Origin of the sequence: Rhizobium sp. LCM 4573 (genome assembly GCF_001854865.1) — a bacterium.
Lineage (GTDB): Bacteria > Pseudomonadota > Alphaproteobacteria > Rhizobiales > Rhizobiaceae > Neorhizobium.
Genome location: NZ_MDDW01000005.1, coordinates 249,003 through 263,902 on the forward strand (window position 1 = coordinate 249,003; position 14,900 = coordinate 263,902).

Annotated in this window: 17 protein-coding genes; 2 read left to right on the top strand and 15 right to left on the bottom strand. The window is 63.1% G+C overall.

Features of this window, described 5'->3' with window-relative positions; genetic code table 11:
- Positions 1–123 precede the first annotated feature (123 nt).
- Positions 124–1,548 carry a methylenetetrahydrofolate--tRNA-(uracil(54)-C(5))-methyltransferase (FADH(2)-oxidizing) TrmFO gene (gene trmFO / locus LCM4573_RS12265; RefSeq protein ID WP_071006555.1) on the top strand — a complete coding sequence of 475 codons (1,425 nt, stop codon included), beginning with the start codon at positions 124–126 and terminating at the stop codon, positions 1,546–1,548.
- 2 nt (positions 1,549–1,550) lie between these two features.
- Here the strand turns inward: trmFO and LCM4573_RS12270 are convergent, their stop codons facing one another.
- The 4 genes from LCM4573_RS12270 to yajC form a co-directional block, all read right to left on the bottom strand.
- Positions 1,551–1,949, bottom strand: coding sequence for a hypothetical protein (locus LCM4573_RS12270; RefSeq protein ID WP_244505302.1), 399 nt, complete (start codon positions 1,947–1,949; stop codon positions 1,551–1,553).
- A 145-nt stretch (positions 1,950–2,094) separates the two neighbouring features.
- Positions 2,095–2,949, bottom strand: a complete 855-nt coding sequence (locus LCM4573_RS12275) for a phytoene/squalene synthase family protein (protein ID WP_071006557.1) — start codon at positions 2,947–2,949, stop codon at positions 2,095–2,097.
- 10 nt (positions 2,950–2,959) lie between these two features.
- Positions 2,960–3,346, bottom strand: a complete 387-nt coding sequence (locus LCM4573_RS12280) for an Mth938-like domain-containing protein (RefSeq protein ID WP_071006613.1) — start codon at positions 3,344–3,346, stop codon at positions 2,960–2,962.
- A 94-nt stretch (positions 3,347–3,440) separates the two neighbouring features.
- A complete protein-coding gene (gene yajC, locus LCM4573_RS12285) occupies positions 3,441–3,797 on the bottom strand; it encodes a preprotein translocase subunit YajC (protein ID WP_071006558.1) in 357 nt (118 codons plus the stop codon).
- Positions 3,798–3,986: 189 nt separating this feature from the next.
- Between yajC and LCM4573_RS12290 the strand changes: the two genes are divergently transcribed.
- On the top strand, positions 3,987–4,859 hold the full coding sequence (locus tag LCM4573_RS12290; RefSeq protein WP_071006559.1) for an ATP-binding protein: 873 nt from the start codon (positions 3,987–3,989) through the stop codon (positions 4,857–4,859).
- A 62-nt stretch (positions 4,860–4,921) separates the two neighbouring features.
- Here the strand turns inward: LCM4573_RS12290 and LCM4573_RS12295 are convergent, their stop codons facing one another.
- From LCM4573_RS12295 to nagZ, 11 genes are all read right to left on the bottom strand, one after another.
- Positions 4,922–6,529 carry a LysM peptidoglycan-binding domain-containing M23 family metallopeptidase gene (locus LCM4573_RS12295; protein ID WP_083347414.1) on the bottom strand — a complete coding sequence of 536 codons (1,608 nt, stop codon included), beginning with the start codon at positions 6,527–6,529 and terminating at the stop codon, positions 4,922–4,924.
- 122 nt (positions 6,530–6,651) lie between these two features.
- A complete protein-coding gene (locus LCM4573_RS12300; RefSeq protein WP_407071730.1) occupies positions 6,652–7,293 on the bottom strand; it encodes a protein-L-isoaspartate(D-aspartate) O-methyltransferase in 642 nt (213 codons plus the stop codon).
- 8 nt (positions 7,294–7,301) lie between these two features.
- A complete protein-coding gene (surE, locus tag LCM4573_RS12305; protein ID WP_071006562.1) occupies positions 7,302–8,072 on the bottom strand; it encodes a 5'/3'-nucleotidase SurE in 771 nt (256 codons plus the stop codon).
- A complete protein-coding gene (serS, locus tag LCM4573_RS12310) occupies positions 8,072–9,355 on the bottom strand; it encodes a serine--tRNA ligase (protein ID WP_071006563.1) in 1,284 nt (427 codons plus the stop codon). The genes surE and serS overlap by 1 nt, the downstream gene beginning before the upstream one ends.
- A gap of 52 nt (positions 9,356–9,407) precedes the next feature.
- Positions 9,408–10,232: a twin-arginine translocase subunit TatC gene (tatC, locus tag LCM4573_RS12315; RefSeq protein ID WP_071006564.1), complete on the bottom strand. Its 825-nt coding sequence runs from the start codon at positions 10,230–10,232 to the stop codon at positions 9,408–9,410.
- Complete coding sequence (tatB, locus tag LCM4573_RS12320; protein WP_071006565.1) at positions 10,229–10,876, bottom strand: Sec-independent protein translocase protein TatB; 648 nt, start codon at positions 10,874–10,876, stop codon at positions 10,229–10,231. The genes tatC and tatB overlap by 4 nt, the downstream gene beginning before the upstream one ends.
- Before the next feature lie 28 nt (positions 10,877–10,904).
- On the bottom strand, positions 10,905–11,111 hold the full coding sequence (locus tag LCM4573_RS12325; protein ID WP_071006566.1) for a twin-arginine translocase TatA/TatE family subunit: 207 nt from the start codon (positions 11,109–11,111) through the stop codon (positions 10,905–10,907).
- 43 nt (positions 11,112–11,154) lie between these two features.
- A complete protein-coding gene (locus tag LCM4573_RS12330) occupies positions 11,155–12,258 on the bottom strand; it encodes an ABC transporter ATP-binding protein (RefSeq protein ID WP_071006567.1) in 1,104 nt (367 codons plus the stop codon).
- Between the two features lie 51 nt (positions 12,259–12,309).
- The gene (scpB, locus tag LCM4573_RS12335; RefSeq protein ID WP_071006568.1) at positions 12,310–13,029 is read right to left on the bottom strand and encodes an SMC-Scp complex subunit ScpB; all 720 of its coding nucleotides are present in this window, start codon (positions 13,027–13,029) and stop codon (positions 12,310–12,312) included.
- Complete coding sequence (locus LCM4573_RS12340) at positions 13,016–13,855, bottom strand: ScpA family protein (RefSeq protein WP_116285453.1); 840 nt, start codon at positions 13,853–13,855, stop codon at positions 13,016–13,018. Before LCM4573_RS12340 ends, scpB begins: the two co-directional genes overlap by 14 nt.
- Before the next feature lie 22 nt (positions 13,856–13,877).
- Entirely contained in the window at positions 13,878–14,894 is a 1,017-nt protein-coding gene (gene nagZ, locus LCM4573_RS12345; RefSeq protein WP_071006569.1) for a beta-N-acetylhexosaminidase, read from the bottom strand.
- Between the last annotated feature and the right edge of the window lie 6 nt (positions 14,895–14,900).

Below are 14,900 nucleotides of genomic sequence, written 5' to 3' on the forward strand. Positions count from 1 at the left end.
AAGACCGCGACCGGAAGGTGCCGTGGTTGGCAAAGGCAGCACATGAATGATGTAAGACGGCACCTTCGGGTGCCGTTTTGATTCCGGTTGGACGCCTCGCGGCACCCATGGTATTGAGCCGCCATGACGAAGAACAGCTATTCTCCCATCCATATCATCGGTGGAGGCCTTGCCGGCTCCGAAGCTGCCTGGCAGGTGGCCGAGGCCGGAGTCCCGGTCGTCCTGCATGAGATGCGCGGCGTGCGCGGCACCGATGCCCACAAGACGGACGGGCTTGCCGAGCTTGTCTGCTCCAACTCCTTCCGCTCCGATGACGCGACCGCCAATGCCGTCGGCGTCATCCATGCCGAGATGCGGCTGGCCGGCTCGCTGATCATGGCGTCGGCCGACCGGAACCAGGTGCCGGCCGGCGGCGCGCTGGCCGTGGACCGCGACGGCTTTTCCGATGCGGTGACGGAGGCGATCGAGAAGCATCCGCTGATTACCGTGGTCCGTGAGGAGATCGCAGGCCTGCCGCCGAAGGAATGGGATCTTGCGGTCATCGCCACCGGCCCCCTCACCTCGCCTTCCCTGGCGGCGGCAATCCAGGCAGAGACCGGCGAGGACCAGCTTGCCTTCTTCGATGCCATCGCACCCATCGTGCACCGCGATTCCATCGACATGGACATCTGCTGGTACCAGTCGCGCTATGACAAGGTCGGCCCTGGCGGAACCGGCAAGGATTACATCAACTGCCCGCTGGACGAAGCGCAGTACAACGCCTTCATCGACGCGCTGATCGCCGGCGATACGGTCGGCTTCAAGGAATGGGAAGGCACCCCCTATTTCGATGGCTGCCTRCCAATCGAGGTTATGGCGGAGCGCGGCCGCGAGACGCTGCGGCATGGCCCGATGAAGCCCATGGGGCTAACGAATGCTCATAATCCCTCGGTCAAACCCTATGCCGTCGTGCAGCTTCGCCAGGACAATGCGCTCGGCACGCTCTACAACATGGTCGGCTTCCAGACGAAGCTGAAATACGGCACGCAGGCGGAGATCTTCCGCATGATTCCGGGCCTGCAGAATGCCGAATTCGCAAGGCTCGGCGGCCTGCACCGCAACACCTACATCCATTCCCCCGTCCTGCTCGATCGGACCCTGACGCTGAAGAGCAGGCCCGGCTTGCGCTTTGCCGGCCAGATCACCGGCTGCGAAGGCTATGTGGAGAGTGCGGCGATCGGCCTTCTGGCCGGTCGTTTCGCGGCCAGCGAGCGCAAGGGAGAAACCCTTGCTCCTCCGCCGGTCACGACCGCCTTCGGTTCCCTGCTGGGCCACATCACGGGAGGGCACCTGGTTTCCGATGACGAGCCGGGCAAGAGATCTTTCCAGCCGATGAACATCAATTTCGGGCTTTTCCCGGAACTGCAGCCGGGCTCGATCGTCAAGCCGGAAGGCGTGAAGCGCTTCCGCGGCAAGGACAAGTCGGTCATGAAGCGCCAGCTTCTCGCGGCCCGGGCGTTGCAGGACTGCGCCGCCTGGCTGGGACACGAGGTCCGGGCGGCGGGCTGAGATCAGGCGCGATCGGCCGCCGGTTCCTGTTTTCCGGCCTCCCGGTCTTCGGGGCTCACGTAGTTATCGAGCAGCCAGAGCGAGACTTCGGCTGCGTCCTGCTCGGTGGCGAAGACGTATTCGCCGTTCTGGCTGCGGACATCCAGGAAATCCACGGAAAAACCTCTGGGATTGCCGGAGGGCGTCACTCGCACGCGGCCGGGCTGGATAACGTGGCAGGCGTAATGCTTGCGGTGGTTGCGCATGATGCCGGTCTTGCCGTCATAGAGCCGCACGAAGACCGCGCCGCCGTCAGCCGTCACATGCAGGGCACGGATCGCTTCGTTGGGAAAGGCCCGGCCGAATTCCAGTATGGCAAGCCCGGTATCCTGGCTGCCTTCCGTTCTCTCCAGCCGTGCCATGCGTGAGGCATAGAGCGCCAAGAGCACGACCAATCCGAATACGATCGACCATACGACGACGGGACTCACCGGCTCCTCCCTAGCGAACGGCACGCTTGCCGTCCGCCATCATTATCGCGCGAGGCTTGCGCGAATGTGGTGCCTGTCAGAATTTCTTCGTAACGATCGCTTTCACAAGGCGAAGCTGGCGCCGCCATTGCGGCTGCTGGAGGCTCGTTTCGAGCACCTTGGCGCCCTCGCGCGCGGCCCGCCGAAGCACCGGTTCCGCCAAGGTCACCGGCAGGAAGGCGGCAAACACGGAAGCCGGAACCGGGCTGGCGCGCCGAGCCTTTGCAAAATGCTCCAGCCCCAGGCCGGCAAAAGCTTCTATCGCAGCGGAAATCTTCGCCTTCTCCTCGCCGAGAAGAAAGCTGTCCCGGTCGAGCCCGGTGGCAGCAAGTATATCGAGCGGCAGGTAGAGCTGTCCGCGGCGGCGATGGATCGGCATGAGCAGCAGCAGTCCCGCGATTGCCTGAGCCACGCCGGCATGTCCCGCCGCTTCGGCGGAACGCGCCGCATCGGCCGGTGACAGGATCAAGCTTGCAAGCTGGATCAATGCAGACGCGGTTTCGCCGGCATAGCCCTCCAGTGCATTCCGATCGGATAACGGGTCGTCGTAGAGATCGAAGATACGACCGTCGATCATGTCGATAAGCGTCTGGCGCGGCAGGCGGTGGGTCTCGATCGCCGCAAGCAGCCCGGCCGCGACCGGATTTGCTGAACTTTCGCCATGAGACGTGCCTTCGAGAAGATCGCGCCACCATTGCAGCCGGATTTCCCCAGGCAAGGGTTCGCGTGCCACGTCCCGCACCCGGGCGATCTCCGCATTGAAGGCATAGAGTGCAGCGAGCGCTCCGCGCTTTTCGATCGGGGACAGAAGGCAGGCAAGATAGCGGTCGCGATCGGTCTCGCGAAGCGTCGCGAGGCAGATATCGGCATTGTCCGTGGCCGTGTCGGTCACCGGCACCTCGTCAGACGGCAATCAGGGCGGCGGCAACGGCGCGCGATTCCGACAGCATGATGTTGTAGGTCCGGACCGCAGCGCCCGTGCTCATGGGGTCCGATGCAATTCCGCGTGCCTTGAGCGCTGCCTTGAGCGCCACCGGAAGCGGCTTCAGGTTCTGCCCCGTGCCGACCAGGAGCACTTCGATCTCGCCGGCATCCGCCAATACCTTGGCGAAGGCGTCGACCGTCAGCGGATCGCCTTCCTTGACATCCCAGCCATGAACACCGGAAGGCAGGCAAAGCAGCGATCCGCGATGCGACATATCGGCGAAACGAAAACCGCCATTGCCATAGGCGTCGATCGGAGCTCGCCCGGGAAAATGGGCGTCTCGGATTTCGATGCCTTTCGCCATGCCCTTGAGCCTTCTCGAAAAAATCAGATCAGAGCCGCCGCAGCAGCTCTTGGAAAAGCGGGGCATGTCTTCCGCGACACGCCCGCCGCCATCATCAGGAAGCAGCCGCTTCTGTCTTGACCGGCTCGCCCTTCACACGGACTTCGGCGATGTAGGCGCGCATCGCGCGGACCTTGACGCCTTCGGCGATTTCGACTTCCAGTTCATTGTCGTCGACGACCTTGGTCACCTTGCCGGAAATACCGCCGCCGAGCACGACCTGGTCACCACGACGGATGGCGGAGAGCGTTTCCTGGCGCTTCTTCATCTGAGCGCGCTGCGGACGGATCAGAAAGAAATACCAGACCACCATCAGCGGTGCGAACAGGAAAAGCATTTCGAGGCCGGAGCCGAACGCCGAGCCGCCGGGGGCTGCGCCTTCGGCCTGGGCGAATGCTTCAGTAATGAACATAGAGAACTCCATATGGTTGCCGGGTCCTCTCCTCGAGCCCCCGCTTCAAGCCGCCGGAATATAGTTGCCATGGCCTGGAATGCAACAAAAACAGGTAGTCCGCAGTACCAAATCCACCTCTCTCAGACTTTCAGGTTGAAAACGCGCGTGTTACCGCAGCAACCACCCCATAGGCCAGGAGATACGACGATGAACGACGAGTTGAATACGCTGCTGCTTGCCGAAGTCCGCCGGCTGGCGGATGCGCTCGAGCGCCTCGCCGGACCTCCGCCCGCCGTCAACGACTGGAACGCCGCCGACTGTTTCGTCTGGGTGCCCGCCAACCTGCGCCTGCAGCCGGTGCCCCGGCCGAACCGCGTGGCCTTGAAGCTCATCCGCGGCGTGGAACACGTGCGCGATATCCTGCACGAAAACACGCTGCGCTTCGCGGAAGGCTTTGCCGCAAACAACGTGCTCCTCTGGGGTGCTCGCGGCATGGGCAAGTCGTCCCTGGTGAAAGCGGTCCACGAGGATGTCCGCGCCGCGACCGGCGTATCGCTGAAGCTTGTCGAGGTGCATCGCGAGGATATCGCCTCGTTGCCGGAACTTCTGGATATTCTGAAAGCTTCCGGCCACCGGGTCATCGTCTTCTGCGACGATCTCTCCTTCGATCATGACGACACGGCCTACAAATCGCTGAAAGCAGCACTCGACGGCGGCATCGAAGGCCGGCCGGACAATGTGCTCTTCTATGCGACCTCAAACCGCCGGCACCTGCTGCCGCGCAACATGATCGAGAACGAGCAATCGACCGCAATCAATCCTTCCGAGGCCGTGGAGGAAAAAGTCTCGCTATCGGACCGTTTCGGCCTCTGGCTCGGTTTCCACAAATGCAGCCAGGACGATTACCTGACGATGATCGACGGCTACGCCGATCATTTCGAACTCGGCCTCGACCGCGAGACCCTGCACGCGCAAGCGCTCGAATGGGCAACGACCCGCGGCGGACGATCCGGACGCGTCGCATGGCAATATATCCAGGATCTGGCTGGCCGCCTCAGGAAGCCGCTGCAGAAAGAGTGACGCAAACGCGGAAAAGCCCGGCATTGCCGGGCTTTTCCTCCGTCCCCTTGAAACGCACTACATTATTCAAGGAAGCTGATCGGATTGACCGGGGTCGCGTCCTTGCGGACTTCGAAGTGAACCTGCGGGCGCTTGGCGTCGCCGCTCATGCCGGACGCTGCGATCGTCTGGCCGCGCGTCACCTTCTGGCCCCGGCTCACGTTGAGATTGCCCGCATGGCCATAAACCGTGACCTTGCCGTCGTCATGGCGCACCAGAACCGTGTTGCCGAGTTGCTTCAAGCCGTTGCCGGCATAGATGACGACACCATTTTCCGCGGCCTTGATCGGCGTGCCTTCCGGAACCGAGATATCGATACCGTCATTGCGGCTGCCGTTGACGTTCTGGCCGAAGCCCGCGACGACCGCGCCACTGACCGGCCAGCGATACTTGCCGATACCCGTGGACGAAGGTGCTGCTGCGGTTATGTCGGACTTTGTCGCGACATCGGAAATCGAGGCGGTTTCGACCGGCGCCTTTGCCTCGGCGGGGGTCTGGGCAGCCTGAACCGGAGCCTCGGCGGCCTTCGGCGTCGCCGCCGGCTTTTCCGTGGCGTTCTGCGGAATGGAAGCCGTCCTGACGGGCTCGTTGGAAGCAGCGCTCGCGCCCGGCATCCGCAGCGTCTGGCCGACGCGGATGCTTTCCGCACTGAGGCCGTTGGCCGCCTTGAGAGCCGCAACCGATACGCCGGTCTCGCGGGCAATCTTGTTAAGCGAATCTCCCGGCTTCACCACATAGCCGTCCGTCGGCGGAACCGGCTTATCCCCGGAAGGCGGCGTGAGCTTGGCGGCCTCACCCTGAACCTTGTCGCGAGCGGCACCGCTCGGCAGCACGGCAACCTTTTGCTCTTGCTGCTGGGCCGGCGCAGGCGCCTTGTTCTGCAGATCGATATCGGCAGCAGCCGTCTTGGCCGAATTGCGGGCGGGCCCGAAAGTCGGAATGATGACGATCTGGCCGGGCGCCAGCTTGCCGCCGTTGGCTTTCAGAATTTCCTTTTCCGGAACACCGTAGCGCGAGGCAAGCGTCGCCGAGGTTTCGCCGGGACGCAGGGTTACCTGCGGAGCATTGACCGTCGACCAGCCGGACATCGGCTTGGTCGCGCCCGTGGCAATGGCATCCGGCTGCCGGCGAGGCGCGGCAGCATTCGAGACACCTTCCTRCCCACCGGGGAATGGCTGACCGAGCGCTTCGCGCCGTTCGGCCGGCGCGGTGTCGCGGGCGGAGGCGACGGGTGAAGGAGCGGCGAGTTCCGTGCGCTGCACGGCAACGGGAGCGGATGCGACACGTGCAGGCGAAGCGCTGTAGCCGCCGGAGTTGGGATAAGCCTGGCCATAACCCGGAGAAGGCGAGCCATAGCCGCCCTGCGGAGCCGCCGACGCCATTGCGCCACCCGTGTTGACGTCACCGCGAGGAACCGGCGCTTCGCCGTGGGCCCCTGCGCCGTTGCGCTGGATCGACGCGGTGGTGATCTGGTCCGAATTGGAGAAGACCCCGGCGAAGCGCGACGCATCCGAACTGCATCCGGCCGCCGTGCTGGCCAACAGCGCAGCCACCGCAAGCTTCGCTGTAGATTTTCCGATTCTTTGGGAACCCTTCATACGCATGACTCGACCTACACATGACGCTACCATCTTGTGGGTGATTAAAGCGCGTTAGTCTTACCGGCCGGTTAAAGCGAAGGGATTGCAGAGAAATTTTTGGCAAATTGATAACCATGACACCTGGCGAGCCGTTTCGTCATGGCACGAAAACCCTACATCGCGGAGGCGATGTGAGGCACGAGCGGAAGATAGGGCACGGGAAAGAGGTCTTCCCGCTCGAAGCGGCTGCCCATCTTGGTCAGGCGCACCATGAGGCAGTTTTCCTCATCGACCATCAGCGGCGCGATCATCGAGCCGCCATGCGTGAGCTGATCGGCATAGAACCGCGGCATCGAGGTAAATGCGCCCGTCACGAGAATGCGGTCGAACGTGCCCTCGCCCGGCATGCCGTTCACCCCGTCAGCCTGACGAATGACCACGTTGCGCAAGCCCAGCGCATCCATGCGGGCCTGTGCGGCCGTGACGAGCGTGCGGTAACGGTCGACCGTCAGYACCCGCTCGGCGCGCCTGCCCATGACCGCCGCCGTGAAGCCGCTGCCGGTGCCGATTTCGAGCACGCGATGGCCGGGTTTGACCTGCAGATGATGGAGCAGCCTGACGGCGAGATCCGCGCCTTCCATGAAGGCTCCGCAATCGATCGGAATGGAACGGCTGGAATAGGCCTCCTCGGCAAGCGTCGGAGGAACGAACTGCGAGCGCGACGTCTGTTCGACGGCCGTCAGAAGATCGAGGTCGGAGATACCTTCCGCCCGGAGCCGCAGCACCAGCGCTGCAAAACCCTCTTTTTCGACCATTCCCGATTTCAACCGGTAACTCCGAATCCAAGTGCCTGAGCTACCCGATCCTGCACGGAATAGTCCGTAAGGTCCAGCTTAAGCGGCGTCACCGAGATTTTACCCTCTTTCAGGGCATGGATGTCCGTGCCTTCGCGGAAATGTCCCTGCCGTTCGCCGAATCGCAGCCAGTAATAAGGCAGCCCCCGCCCATCGTTGCGGGCATCGATGGTGAGCCCGAAATCCAGCTTGCCCTGCGAGGTGACCTCAACGCCCTGAACATCCTTCGGTTCGCAGTTCGGGAAATTGAGGTTCAGGAAAGTGCCATCCGGCAGGTCCACGTCGCTCAGCTTGCGGATGAGGTCCGGCGCGTATGATTCAGCGACCTCCCAGGGCGCGATGCGGCCGTTCTCCCGGCGCACCGCCTGGCTGAGAGCGAAGGACCGGACACCCTGGAGCGTGCCCTCGATGGCGCCCGCGATCGTGCCGGAATAGGTGACGTCGTCGGCCATGTTGGCGCCGTCATTGACGCCTGAGAGCACCAGGTCCGGCTTTTCCGGCAGGATCTCGCGGATGCCCATAATGACGCAATCGGTCGGCGTGCCGCGCAACGCGAAATACTTTTCGCCCACCTTACGCAGCCGGAGCGGTTCGGAGAGCGTCAGGGAATGGGCGAGCCCGCTCTGGTCGGTTTCCGGTGCGACGATCCACACGTCGTCGGAGAGCTTCCGGGCGATGCGTTCGAGAACCGCCAGCCCCTCGGCATGAATGCCGTCGTCATTGGTCAGAAGAATACGCATCAGGACGCTCTCTCGATCCTCGTGATCCCGCCCATATAAGGCAGGAGCACGTCCGGGACAGTGATCGAGCCATCCTCGTTGAGGTAGTTTTCCATGACTGCGATCAGGCAGCGGCCGACGGCCACGCCCGAGCCGTTCAGCGTATGGACGAATTTCAGCGCCCTGTCGTCCTTGCCGCGATAGCGCGCATTCATGCGCCGGCCTTGGAAATCACCGCAGACCGAGCAGGACGAGATTTCGCGATAGGTGTTCTGGCCCGGCAGCCAGACTTCGATATCGTAGGTCTTTCGTGCGCCGAACCCCATGTCGCCGGTGCAGAGCGTCATGGTGCGGAAATGAAGGCCGAGCCGCTTCAACACGGTCTCGGCGCATTCGGTCATGCGCTCGTGCTCGGCGATCGAGCTTTCCTGATCGGTGATCGATACCAGCTCGCACTTCCAGAACTGGTGCTGGCGCAGCATGCCGCGGGTGTCGCGGCCGGCAGAACCCGCTTCCGAACGGAAGGAAGGCGTGAGCGCGGTAAACCGCAGCGGCAGCTTCTCCTGCTCCAGCGTCTCTCCGGAGACCAGGTTGGTGAGCGTGACTTCCGCAGTCGGGATCAGCCAGCGGCCGTCGGTGGTCTTGAACAGATCTTCCGCGAACTTCGGAAGCTGGYCCGTGCCGTACATGGCCTCGTCGCGCACCATGAGCGGCGAGGAAACTTCCGTATAGCCATGCTCGGTCGTATGCAGATCGAGCATGAACTGGCCGAGCGCACGTTCGAGACGCGCGAGCTGTCCGGTCAGCACCGTGAACCGCGCGCCCGAAAGCTTCGCCGCGCGCTCGAAATCCATGTAGCCGAGCGCCTCGCCGATCTCGAAATGCTCCCTGGCCCCATGGTTCCAGCGCGGTTTTTCGCCGACGACATGCTTCACGACATTGTCGTTCTCGTCCGCACCGACCGGTACGTCTTCAAGCGGGAGGTTCGGAATGCGCGAGAGCGCGTCGTCGAGGGCGGCAATCGCCTCGCGTTCCTCCTGCTCGGCGGCAGGCATGCTGTCCTTGATCTGGGCGACCTCGGCCTTCAGCTTTTCGGCAAGCTCGGCGTTCTTGCCCGCCATGGCCGCGCCGATCTCCTTGGAGGCGGCATTGCGGCGGGATTGCATGTCCTGAAGCTTCTGGATGACGGAGCGGCGCTTGTCGTCCAGCGCCACAAGATCAGCCGCCATGGGCTCCGCGCCGCGCTTTTTCAGCGCTTCGTCCAGAGCCGCCTCATTTTCACGAATCCATTTGATATCGAGCATTGTTCAAGCCTTTAAGCGTGACGCCGCCGACTCGCGACGCGGCTTAAAGAACTCAAGCCTTGTCCGTCGTGGCAATCTCCGAAGAGGCTTCGCGTTCGAGGGCTTCCTCGGCGCGTTTGCGCTCGACGAGTCGCGCGGCGTAGATGGAAATCTCGTAGAGAAGGATGGTCGGCAGCGCAAGACCGATCTGGGACAGGGGATCGGGCGGAGTGAGCACCGCGGCCACGACGAAGGCGATGACGATCGCGAACTTCCGCTTTTCCCTCAGCCAATCGCTGGTGAGCAGACCGACGCGGGCAAGCAGCGTCGTGACCACCGGCAACTGGAAGACCAGGCCGAAGGAAAGCACCAGCGTCATGATGAGGCTAAGATATTCCGACACCCGCGGCAGAAGCGAAATAGCCACCTCGCCTTCGGTCGGCGCTTGCTGCATGGCGAGGAAGAACCACATCACCATGGGCGTGAAGAAGAAATAGACGAGCGCGCCGCCCAGCAGGAAGAGGATCGGCGAAGCGATCAGGAAGGGCAGGAAGGCCGACCGCTCGTTCTTGTAAAGGCCCGGCGCCACGAACTTGTAGAGTTGCGAGGCGATGATCGGGAAGGCGATCACCAGGGCGCCGAACATCGCAACCTTCACCTGGGTGAAGAAGAACTCCTGCGGCGCGGTGTAGATGAGCTCCGATTTCGAAAGATCGAGACCGGCCCAGACCACGGCCCACCGATACGGCACGACCAGAAGGTTGAAGAGCTGCTTGGCAAAGAAGAAGCACCCGACGAAAGCCACGAAAAAAGCAGCCAACGACCAGATGAGGCGGGTGCGCAGCTCCATCAGGTGTTCGATGAGCGGCTGCGGCTTATCTTCATAATCACCGCTCATGCATCATCCTTCGGGGTATCGATCTTCTTCGAAGCGCGTTTGCGGGCCGGGGCCTTTACGGAAGCTTTTTCCTCAGCCTTGGCCAAAGGCGCCGGCTTGGCCGCGGCACGGCTGCGCTTCGGCTTCTCGGCAGCGGCGGCCTGCGGAGCGGCATCGGCAGGTTTCGCCTTTGCGGCAGTCTGGCTGACACGCTTCGGCTTCGCCGCAGCGGCAGGTGCGAGCGTCTCCGGCGGGGCCGAAGGCAGCGTCATGCCGGAGGCAGGCACCGCAAGAGCCGGTTCGGGCTTGGCCGCCTCGCCTTCGGCGGGCGCTTGCGGCTCGGCATCGGCCTTCGCCGGAACCTGCGTCGCCTTTTGAAGATCGCTGCGGATCTCCTGGCCCATCTGCCTCAGCGGGTTGATGGCATCGCGCAGCGCGTTCGACGGATTGAGCTTCTGCGCATCCGAGATGGTCTGGCGCACCTCGTCGAGTTCCGTTTCCCGCAGCGCTTCGTCGAATTGCGAACGGAATTCGCCCGCCATCTTGCGAAGGTTGGCGGTCATCTTGCCGAATGCGCGCAGCATCGGCGGCAGGTCCTTCGGACCGACCACGACGATGAGCACGATGGCAATGACGAGAAGCTCGGTCCAGCCGATATCAAGCATTCAATGAGGCTCCCGCAGGCCGATCCGATCAGGACCGGGTGCTTTCCTTGACCTCATCCGACTTGTGCTCGACGGTTTTCGCCGTCTCCGGGGCATCCTCGTCGGTCATGCCCTTCTTGAAGCTCTTAATGCCCTTGGCAACATCGCCCATCAGTTCCGGAATCTTGCCCCGCCCGAAAAGGACGAGCACGATGACCAGAACGATCAGCCAGTGCCACACACTGAAAGAACCCATAACGCCAAACTCCCTGATTTCACATTTCCCCGATGTAAGCCCTTTATCGGGCTTTTTCAAACACCAAAATGTCCTTTGGCGCGACTGTGATCGCGACGTCAGTGACGCCCGGCGGCAGCTGGTCCGCGCGGATGCGGGCGCGCACCGTTTCCTCGCTTCCGGGTACGGCAAGGCTCAAGAGTTCGACCACGCCGAGAAAGCGCCGGGACAGAATGCGCGCCGGCACGGCGCCGCCGTGAGGCTGGACGTCGATGCCCGAAAGACGGACGGCGACAGAGACCTCCCTGCCCTCGTCGATCCCCTTGGCCGGCACAGGGCCAATCGGCGTGACGACGAGGCCGTTATGAACCACGCCGTCGAACTCGTTGATCTCGGAGAAGAATGCGGCAGTGAAGAGATCGGACGGCCGGCGATAGAGATCGTCGGACGTACCAACCTGCACGAGTCGGCCGTCCTTCAAGAGCGCGATCCTGTCGGCCATCCGCATGGCCTCCTCCGCGTCATGGGTAACGACGATCGCCGTCGCGCGGCTTTCCCTCAGGATCGCGAGCGTATCGGCGCGTATGGCATCTTTCAGGCGGGAATCGAGGCCGGAAAAAGGCTCGTCCATGAGAAGCACGCCCGGACGCGGCGCAAGCGCCCGCGCCAGTGCCACTCGTTGTTGCTCGCCACCCGAAAGCGCGTGCGGATATTTTTGCGCATAATGGGCAAGCCCCACCCGCTCCAGAGCGGCGCCGGCTTCCGCCGCAGCCTCCCTGGCCGGAAGCGCCGTCAGGCCGAAGCGGACGTTCTCCAGCACCGTCATGTGCGGAAACAAGGCGAAATCCTGGAACATCAGCCCGATGCCGCGCTTTTCGGGCGGTAGGAATTTATCCGGGCCCGCCGTTTCCTGTCCGTCGATGACGATCCTCCCCCGGCTTTGTATCTCGATGCCGGCCGCGATCCTGAGCAGCGTCGTCTTGCCGGAACCGGAAGGCCCCAGCAGGCAGAGGACTTCGCCCGGTTCCGCAGTCAGCGAGATGCCGCGGATCGTCTCCTTGCCGTGATAGCTGTGATGAATGTCTTCGAATGTCAGCCTGGACGCGAAGGTGACCCCGGTCGTGCGCCTTGTCTTTTCCGCTGCAGACTGTGCCGGTTGAAAACCCATACCCTCGCTCACACGCGTGGAAGCCCATAAGCGGGCGCGCCAAACATGACGCTATTCCTCCGCTTCACCGCCCGGTGTCAAGAGGCCGAGTTCTTCCAGGTCGAGCTGGGTGATCGGGTCCTCGTCCTCCGTCAGGTCGTCGTTGCCAGCGGACGGGACGGGAATATGAAAACCGGGCGGGATGCGCCCCGAAAGCAGTCCGGCGCCTCTCAGTTCTTCGAGGCCGGGCAGATCGCGCAGCTCTTCCAGCCCGAAATGATCGAGAAAATCGGGTGTGGTGCCAAGCGTCACAGGTCTGCCGGGCGTGCGTCTGCGGCCGCGGAAGCGCACCCAACCGGCCTCCATCAGCACGTCGAGCGTGCCCTTCGACGTTTGCACCCCACGGATTTCCTCGATTTCGGCGCGTGTCACCGGCTGGTGATAGGCGATGATGGCCAGCACCTCCAGCGCCGCGCGGGAAAGCTTCTTCGCCTCGGAATCGTCCTTGCGGATGACGAAGGAAAGATCGGCCGCGGTTCTGAACGCCCAACGATCGCCGCTGCGGACGAGATTGACACCTCGCGGCGCATATATGTCCGTAAGCCGCAGCATGATGGCGCGTACATCGGCCCCTGCCGGCAGACGCTCGGCAAGGAAATTTTCCGAGACCGGTTCGGCGGACGCAAAGACCAGCGCCTCGGCGATGCGCTCGGCCTCGGCCAATGAGAGAGATTCCGAAAGGGTATCCCCCTTCCCCTGCTCCGCAGAGAAATCGTCTTCAGACGGCGTCAATCAACGCCTCCCCTTCCATCGGCTTTTTCTGCCCCTTTCGCATATAGATCGGCTGAAAGGCGCCCTCCTGACGAATTTCGAGCTTGCCCTCGCGCACGAGTTCGAGCGACGCGGCGAAGGCGCTCGCCGTTGCGGTGACCCGATCCTCCGGCGGCAGATAAGGCAGAAGATAGTGCTGCAACATGGTCCAGTCGGTGATCTCTCCGAGCATCCGATGAAGCAGATCGCGCGCATCCGCAAGCGACCAGACCTTGCGCTTCTCGATCGTCACCTGCGTAACCGCCTGGCGCTGCCTCAGATTGGCATAGGCCGAGAGAAGATCGTAGAGGCTGGCGTCATAGGCAGACTCGACGCGGTGCGGAATATGCTCCGGCGCCCCACGGGCAAAAATATCGCGGCCAAGCCGGTTACGGTTGACAAGCCGCGTGGCGGCTTCGCGCATCGCCTCCAGGCGCTTCAGCCGGAAGGCAAGCGTGGCGGCCAATTCCTCGCCGCTCGGACCGTCATCCCCCTTCACCTGCTGCGGGATCAGCAGCTTTGATTTGAGATAGGCAAGCCAGGCGGCCATTACGAGATAATCGGCGGCCAGTTCGATGCGCACCCTCCGCGCGCTATCGATGAACTCCAGGTATTGTTCGGCAAGCGCAAGCACGGAGATGCGGGCGAGATCTACCTTCTGGGAACGCGCAAGGTGCAGGAGCAGATCAAGCGGCCCTTCGAAGCCGCCGACATCGATCATCAGCGCCGGCTCGTCCGTCGCCCGTTCGGGCGCGTCCTGCCAGAGCTTGTCCATCGGGATGGCGCCCTGCGCTATGTTCATGGCCATTCCCACCTCTGTCCATCAAGCGTCAGGCGACTGCCGTAAGTCCCCTGAACTCCGCGCGGATCGCCTCTTCATCCGCGCCGTCACCGGCGCCGAAGCCCGCCTCCACCGCCTCGGCGCGTCTCAAGGCCTCGCCGGCCAGCGGTGGCACCTCTTTCACCACCGCTTTCATTTCGTCCATTACGCCGTTGCAATGCAAGACAATATCGCAGCCGCCCCCAATGATTCGCGCGGCGCGTTGGCCGATCGTGCCCTTGAGCGCATTCATGGAAGTATCGTCGGACATCAGCAGGCCCTTGAAGCCGATATGCCCGCGAATGATCTCTTCGATCACCTTTCGCGAGGTGGTAGCCGGCTCGTCCGGATCGATGGCCGTGAAGACGATATGCGCGCTCATGGCCATCAATTCGTCCTTCAGCGCGACGAAGGGCAGGAAATCGTGCGCCTCTAGTTCGGCGCGCGAGGCGTTGACCACCGGCAGCTCGTGATGGGAATCGGCCATGCCCCGCCCATGGCCGGGAATATGCTTCATCACAGGCAGCATGCCGCCGGCCTTCAGGCCCTCCGCCGCGGCCTTGCCCATTTCAGCCACGGCCTCGGGATCGAACCCGTAAGCGCGGTCGCCGATGACATTGCTCGCGCCCTCGATCGGCACGTCCAGCACCGGCAGGCAATCGACGGTAATGCCGAATTTCATCAGATCGAACGCGTGCAGCCGCGACATCAGCCAGGCGGCGCGGCGCCCCTTTTCCCGATCGTGACGATAAAGCTCACCGAGAGCAGCGCCCGATGGATAGCGCTCGATCATCGGCGGGCGAATGCGCTGCACGCGTCCACCCTCTTGATCGATCAGCACCGGGGCATTCGGTCGCCCCACCACATCGCGCATGGCGGCAACGAGATCGGTGATCTGCGCCGGCTCCACGCAATTGCGCGCAAACAGGATGAAGCCCCATGGGCGCTCGGCCCTGTAAAGGGCAATCTCATCGGCCGTAAGAATGGGGCCGCTGGCCCCCAGGATCATTGCTCTTGATTCGCTCATGCCTGG

Excerpts from the sequence above, each read along its gene's own strand:
- LCM4573_RS12270 (WP_244505302.1), bottom strand. The coding sequence starts at position 1,949 with ATGGCACGGCTGGAGAGAACGGAAGGCAGCCAGGATACCGGGCTTGCC.
- LCM4573_RS12280 (WP_071006613.1), bottom strand. The coding sequence starts at position 3,346 with ATGGCGAAAGGCATCGAAATCCGAGACGCCCATTTTCCCGGGCGAGCT.
- yajC (WP_071006558.1), bottom strand. The coding sequence starts at position 3,797 with ATGTTCATTACTGAAGCATTCGCCCAGGCCGAAGGCGCAGCCCCCGGC.
- LCM4573_RS12290 (WP_071006559.1), top strand. The coding sequence starts at position 3,987 with ATGAACGACGAGTTGAATACGCTGCTGCTTGCCGAAGTCCGCCGGCTG.
- surE (WP_071006562.1), bottom strand. The coding sequence starts at position 8,072 with ATGCGTATTCTTCTGACCAATGACGACGGCATTCATGCCGAGGGGCTG.
- tatC (WP_071006564.1), bottom strand. The coding sequence starts at position 10,232 with ATGAGCGGTGATTATGAAGATAAGCCGCAGCCGCTCATCGAACACCTG.
- tatB (WP_071006565.1), bottom strand. The coding sequence starts at position 10,876 with ATGCTTGATATCGGCTGGACCGAGCTTCTCGTCATTGCCATCGTGCTC.
- LCM4573_RS12325 (WP_071006566.1), bottom strand. The coding sequence starts at position 11,111 with ATGGGTTCTTTCAGTGTGTGGCACTGGCTGATCGTTCTGGTCATCGTG.
- LCM4573_RS12330 (WP_071006567.1), bottom strand. The coding sequence starts at position 12,258 with ATGGGTTTTCAACCGGCACAGTCTGCAGCGGAAAAGACAAGGCGCACG.
- LCM4573_RS12340 (WP_116285453.1), bottom strand. The coding sequence starts at position 13,855 with ATGGCCATGAACATAGCGCAGGGCGCCATCCCGATGGACAAGCTCTGG.
- nagZ (WP_071006569.1), bottom strand. The coding sequence starts at position 14,894 with ATGAGCGAATCAAGAGCAATGATCCTGGGGGCCAGCGGCCCCATTCTT.